At 49.8% G+C, this 5,074-nt stretch carries 1 tRNA gene and 3 rRNA genes; all 4 read left to right on the forward strand.

What is annotated here, in order from left to right:
- Window positions 1-180 precede the first annotated feature (180 nt).
- A 16S ribosomal RNA gene (locus HMPREF2904_RS05750) occupies window positions 181-1,728 on the forward strand.
- Between the two features lie 53 nt (window positions 1,729-1,781).
- Window positions 1,782-1,854 (forward strand) — tRNA-Ala (locus HMPREF2904_RS05755).
- A 123-nt stretch (window positions 1,855-1,977) separates the two neighbouring features.
- A 23S ribosomal RNA gene (locus tag HMPREF2904_RS05760) occupies window positions 1,978-4,879 on the forward strand.
- A 79-nt stretch (window positions 4,880-4,958) separates the two neighbouring features.
- Window positions 4,959-5,074 (forward strand): 5S ribosomal RNA (rrf, locus tag HMPREF2904_RS05765).
- Together the 16S, 23S and 5S rRNA genes with 1 tRNA gene alongside form the textbook arrangement of a ribosomal RNA operon.

The following is a 5,074-nucleotide window of genomic DNA, read 5'->3' on the forward strand; positions in this document are numbered from 1 at the left end:
TTGACAGTAAGAGTAGGTCATGATATACTAATATAGTTGTCGCGCGAGAGCAACAAAGACCTTTGAAAACTGAACAAGACGAACCAATGTGCAGGGCGCTACAATGAAAGTTGTAGTAACTGAACAATAAAAAAACAATAAATCTGTCAGTGACAGAATGAGTTTAAGACAAACAATTATTTTAATGAGAGTTTGATCCTGGCTCAGGATGAACGCTGGCGGCGTGCCTAATACATGCAAGTAGAACGCTGAAGCTTGGTGCTTGCACCGAGCGGATGAGTTGCGAACGGGTGAGTAACGCGTAGGTAACCTGCCTCTTAGCGGGGGATAACTATTGGAAACGATAGCTAATACCGCATAAAAGTCGACATTGCATGATGTTGATTTGAAAGGTGCAAATGCATCACTAAGAGATGGACCTGCGTTGTATTAGCTAGTTGGTGAGGTAACGGCTCACCAAGGCGACGATACATAGCCGACCTGAGAGGGTGATCGGCCACACTGGGACTGAGACACGGCCCAGACTCCTACGGGAGGCAGCAGTAGGGAATCTTCGGCAATGGGGGCAACCCTGACCGAGCAACGCCGCGTGAGTGAAGAAGGTTTTCGGATCGTAAAGCTCTGTTGTAAGAGAAGAACGAGTGTGAGAGTGGAAAGTTCACACTGTGACGGTAACTTACCAGAAAGGGACGGCTAACTACGTGCCAGCAGCCGCGGTAATACGTAGGTCCCGAGCGTTATCCGGATTTATTGGGCGTAAAGCGAGCGCAGGCGGTTAGATAAGTCTGAAGTTAAAGGCTGTGGCTTAACCATAGTACGCTTTGGAAACTGTTTAACTTGAGTGCAGAAGGGGAGAGTGGAATTCCATGTGTAGCGGTGAAATGCGTAGATATATGGAGGAACACCGGTGGCGAAAGCGGCTCTCTGGTCTGTAACTGACGCTGAGGCTCGAAAGCGTGGGGAGCAAACAGGATTAGATACCCTGGTAGTCCACGCCGTAAACGATGAGTGCTAGGTGTTGGGTCCTTTCCGGGACTCAGTGCCGCAGCTAACGCATTAAGCACTCCGCCTGGGGAGTACGACCGCAAGGTTGAAACTCAAAGGAATTGACGGGGGCCCGCACAAGCGGTGGAGCATGTGGTTTAATTCGAAGCAACGCGAAGAACCTTACCAGGTCTTGACATCCCTCTGACCGCTCTAGAGATAGAGTTTTCCTTCGGGACAGAGGTGACAGGTGGTGCATGGTTGTCGTCAGCTCGTGTCGTGAGATGTTGGGTTAAGTCCCGCAACGAGCGCAACCCCTATTGTTAGTTGCCATCATTGAGTTGGGCACTCTAGCGAGACTGCCGGTAATAAACCGGAGGAAGGTGGGGATGACGTCAAATCATCATGCCCCTTATGACCTGGGCTACACACGTGCTACAATGGCTGGTACAACGAGTCGCGAGTCGGTGACGGCAAGCTAATCTCTTAAAGCCAGTCTCAGTTCGGATTGTAGGCTGCAACTCGCCTACATGAAGTCGGAATCGCTAGTAATCGCGGATCAGCACGCCGCGGTGAATACGTTCCCGGGCCTTGTACACACCGCCCGTCACACCACGAGAGTTTGTAACACCCGAAGTCGGTGAGGTAACCGTAAGGAGCCAGCCGCCTAAGGTGGGATAGATGATTGGGGTGAAGTCGTAACAAGGTAGCCGTATCGGAAGGTGCGGCTGGATCACCTCCTTTCTAAGGAAATGGAAACCTGTACGTTGGTCTTGTTTAGTTTTGAGAGGTCTTGTGGGGCCTTAGCTCAGCTGGGAGAGCGCCTGCTTTGCACGCAGGAGGTCAGCGGTTCGATCCCGCTAGGCTCCATTAACACTGTAAGGGTGTTAAGATTGAACATTGAAAATTGAATATCTATATCAAATAGTAACAAGAAAATAAACCGAAACGCTGTAAATATTTAAAGAGTTTAGGTCGCAAGACCAAAAATAAGGTTAAGTTAATAAGGGCGCACGGTGGATGCCTTGGCACTAGAAGCCGAAGAAGGACGTGACAAACGACGAAATGCTTTGGGGAGCTGTAAGTAAGCGACGATCCAGAGATGTCCGAATGGGGGAACCCACTAGCTAATGGCTAGTACTCCTATCTGTTAAGGATAGGTAGAGGAAGACGCAGTGAACTGAAACATCTAAGTAGCTGCAGGAAGAGAAAGCAAAAGCGATTGCCTGAGTAGCGGCGAGCGAAACGGCAGGAGGGCAAACCGAAGAGTTTACTCTTCGGGGTTGTAGGACTGCAATGTGGACTTAAAGATTATAGAAGAATGACATGGGAAGGTCAGCCAAAGAGAGTAAGAGCCTCGTATTCGAAATAGTCTTTATACCTAGCAGTATCCTGAGTACGGCGGGACACGAGAAATCCCGTCGGAATCTGGGAGGACCATCTCCCAACCCTAAATACTCTCTAGTGACCGATAGTGAACCAGTACCGTGAGGGAAAGGTGAAAAGCACCCCGGGAGGGGAGTGAAATAGAACCTGAAACCGTGTGCCTACAACAAGTTCGAGCCCGTTAATGGGTGAGAGCGTGCCTTTTGTAGAATGAACCGGCGAGTTACGATATGATGCGAGGTTAAGTTGAAGAGACGGAGCCGTAGGGAAACCGAGTCTGAATAGGGCGCATTAGTATTATGTCGTAGACCCGAAACCATGTGACCTACCCATGAGCAGGTTGAAGGTGAGGTAAAACTCACTGGAGGACCGAACCAGGGCACGTTGAAAAGTGCTTGGATGACTTGTGGGTAGCGGAGAAATTCCAAACGAACTTGGAGATAGCTGGTTCTCTCCGAAATAGCTTTAGGGCTAGCGTCGACATTAAGATTCTTGGAGGTAGAGCACTGTTTGGGTGAGGGGTCCATCCCGGATTACCAATCTCAGATAAACTCCGAATGCCAATGAATTATGGTCGGCAGTCAGACTGCGAGTGCTAAGATCCGTAGTCGAAAGGGAAACAGCCCAGACCACCAGCTAAGGTCCCAAAATAATTGTTAAGTGGAAAAGGATGTGGGGTTGCACAGACAACTAGGATGTTAGCTTAGAAGCAGCTATTCATTCAAAGAGTGCGTAATAGCTCACTAGTCGAGTGACCCTGCGCCGAAAATGTACCGGGGCTAAAACAATTTACCGAAGCTGTGGATACCTTTATAGGTATGGTAGGAGAGCGTTCTATGTGTGGAGAAGGTGTACCGTGAGGAGCGCTGGAACGCATAGAAGTGAGAATGCCGGTATGAGTAGCGAAAGACAGGTGAGAATCCTGTCCACCGTAAGACTAAGGTTTCCAGGGGAAGGCTCGTCCGCCCTGGGTTAGTCGGGACCTAAGGAGAGACCGAAAGGTGTATCCGATGGACAACAGGTTGATATTCCTGTACTAGAGTATGTAGTGAAGGAGGGACGCAGTAGGCTAACTAAAGCGTGCGACTGGAAGTGCACGTCTAAGCAGTGAGGTGTGAATTGAGTTAAATGCTTAATTCTATAACATTGAGCTGTGATGGGGAGCGAAGTTTAGTAGCGAAGTTAGTGACGTCACACTGCCAAGAAAAGCTTCTAGCGTTAATCATACTCTACCCGTACCGCAAACCGACACAGGTAGTCGAGGCGAGTAGCCTCAGGTGAGCGAGAGAACTCTCGTTAAGGAACTCGGCAAAATGACCCCGTAACTTCGGGAGAAGGGGTGCTGGCTTTCAGTCAGCCGCAGTGAATAGGCCCAAGCAACTGTTTATCAAAAACACAGCTCTCTGCTAAATCGTAAGATGATGTATAGGGGGTGACGCCTGCCCGGTGCTGGAAGGTTAAGAGGAGTGCTTAGCGGTAACGCGAAGGTATGAATTGAAGCCCCAGTAAACGGCGGCCGTAACTATAACGGTCCTAAGGTAGCGAAATTCCTTGTCGGGTAAGTTCCGACCCGCACGAAAGGCGTAATGATTTGGGCACTGTCTCAACGAGAGACTCGGTGAAATTTTAGTACCTGTGAAGATGCAGGTTACCCGCGACAGGACGGAAAGACCCCATGGAGCTTTACTGCAGTTTGATATTGAGTGTCTGTGCCACATGTACAGGATAGGTAGGAGCCATTGAGATCGGGACGCCAGTTTCGATGGAGGCGTTGTTGGGATACTACCCTTGTGTTATGGCCACTCTAACCCGGATAGGTGATCCCTATCGGAGACAGTGTCTGACGGGCAGTTTGACTGGGGCGGTCGCCTCCTAAAAGGTAACGGAGGCGCCCAAAGGTTCCCTCAGAATGGTTGGAAATCATTCGCAGAGTGTAAAGGTATAAGGGAGCTTGACTGCGAGAGCTACAACTCGAGCAGGGACGAAAGTCGGGCTTAGTGATCCGGTGGTTCCGTATGGAAGGGCCATCGCTCAACGGATAAAAGCTACCCTGGGGATAACAGGCTTATCTCCCCCAAGAGTTCACATCGACGGGGAGGTTTGGCACCTCGATGTCGGCTCGTCGCATCCTGGGGCTGTAGTCGGTCCCAAGGGTTGGGCTGTTCGCCCATTAAAGCGGCACGCGAGCTGGGTTCAGAACGTCGTGAGACAGTTCGGTCCCTATCCGTCGCGGGCGTAGGAAATTTGAGAGGATCTGCTCCTAGTACGAGAGGACCAGAGTGGACTTACCGCTGGTGTACCAGTTGTCTCGCCAGAGGCATCGCTGGGTAGCTATGTAGGGAAGGGATAAACGCTGAAAGCATCTAAGTGTGAAACCCACCTCAAGATGAGATTTCCCATGATTTTATATCAGTAAGAGCCCTGAGAGAAGATCAGGTAGATAGGTTAGGAGTGGAAGTTGTGTGAGCAATGGAGCGGACTAATACTAATAGCTCGAGGACTTATCCAAAGAGTCAGAAGATATTGACAATGTAAGGTTAACTTGTTAGAATATAGATGTTCAATTTTGAATGTTTAATCATTCAGAGTTAAGTGACGATAGCCTAGGAGATACACCTGTACCCATGCCGAACACAGCAGTTAAGCCCTAGAACGCCGGAAGTAGTTGGGGGTTGCCCCCTGTGAGATAAGGTAGTCGCTTAGC

The sequence above is a fragment of the Streptococcus sp. HMSC072G04 genome, assembly GCF_001813295.1.
Lineage (GTDB): Bacteria > Bacillota > Bacilli > Lactobacillales > Streptococcaceae > Streptococcus.